Source organism: Cyanobium sp. NIVA-CYA 375, from assembly GCF_056108345.1.
The window spans coordinates 1-754 of sequence record NZ_JBSYHW010000314.1; the positions used below are offsets into that span (position 1 = coordinate 1).

1 protein-coding gene is annotated in these 754 nt (G+C 59.2%); it reads right to left on the reverse strand.

Annotation, left to right across the window (positions count from 1 at the left end; translation table 11 throughout):
• Window positions 1-754, reverse strand: a 754-nt coding sequence (locus tag AC01FP_RS18305; protein ID WP_474482275.1) for a VCBS domain-containing protein, incomplete at both ends; no start/stop codon positions are given.

The window sequence follows — 754 nt, forward strand, 5'->3', positions numbered from 1 at the left end:
AGCCGATGGCATTGCCGGCGGCATCTTCTGTGAAGTCGGTTGTAGATAGCAGCGTCAGCGTCGGCGCGTCATTGACGGCTGTGACGGATGGATCAACCGAAACGGCGGAACCATTGATCGTGCCGTCATTTGGTGTGAGAGTGAAGGCAGGCAGATCGGTGCCGGCATTGACCAGCGCCAGACCAGCGGCGGTGAGTAGAACCTTGCCGGCATTGGCGTCGGTACCAAGGATGTAATTGGTGGTATCGCTGAGGGTGACGGTGACAGTGTTGCCTTCTTCATCGGCGGTGGAGAAGGTGGCAACAACCGAGCCGATGGCATTGCCGGCGGCATCTTCTGTGAAGTCGGTTGTAGATAGCAGCGTCAGCGTCGGCGCGTCATTGACGTTGGTGACAGTGATGGCTACCGCCTGGGCTGCGGAGGTCAGGTCACCATCGGAGGCCGTGACGGTGATGTTGTAGACGTTGTCGACGTCTGAATCGGCTGGGGATTCAAAGTTGGGCGGATTTATGAAGGTGACAGCGCCGGTGATGCTGTCAATGTTGAACAACGCAGCATCGGTGCCCCCGAGGGAATAGGTGAGTATTGCGCCGGCGTCGGGATCGGTGGCGATGACGGTGTAGATGATGCCGGTACCGTTTTCAGCGAAGGAGGCGGTGGTGCCGGAGGTGACTACCGGTGTGTCATTGGCACCGTTGAAGGTGATGGTGATGGTCTGGGGGTTGCTGTCGGCGACGCCATCGGTGGCGTTGAC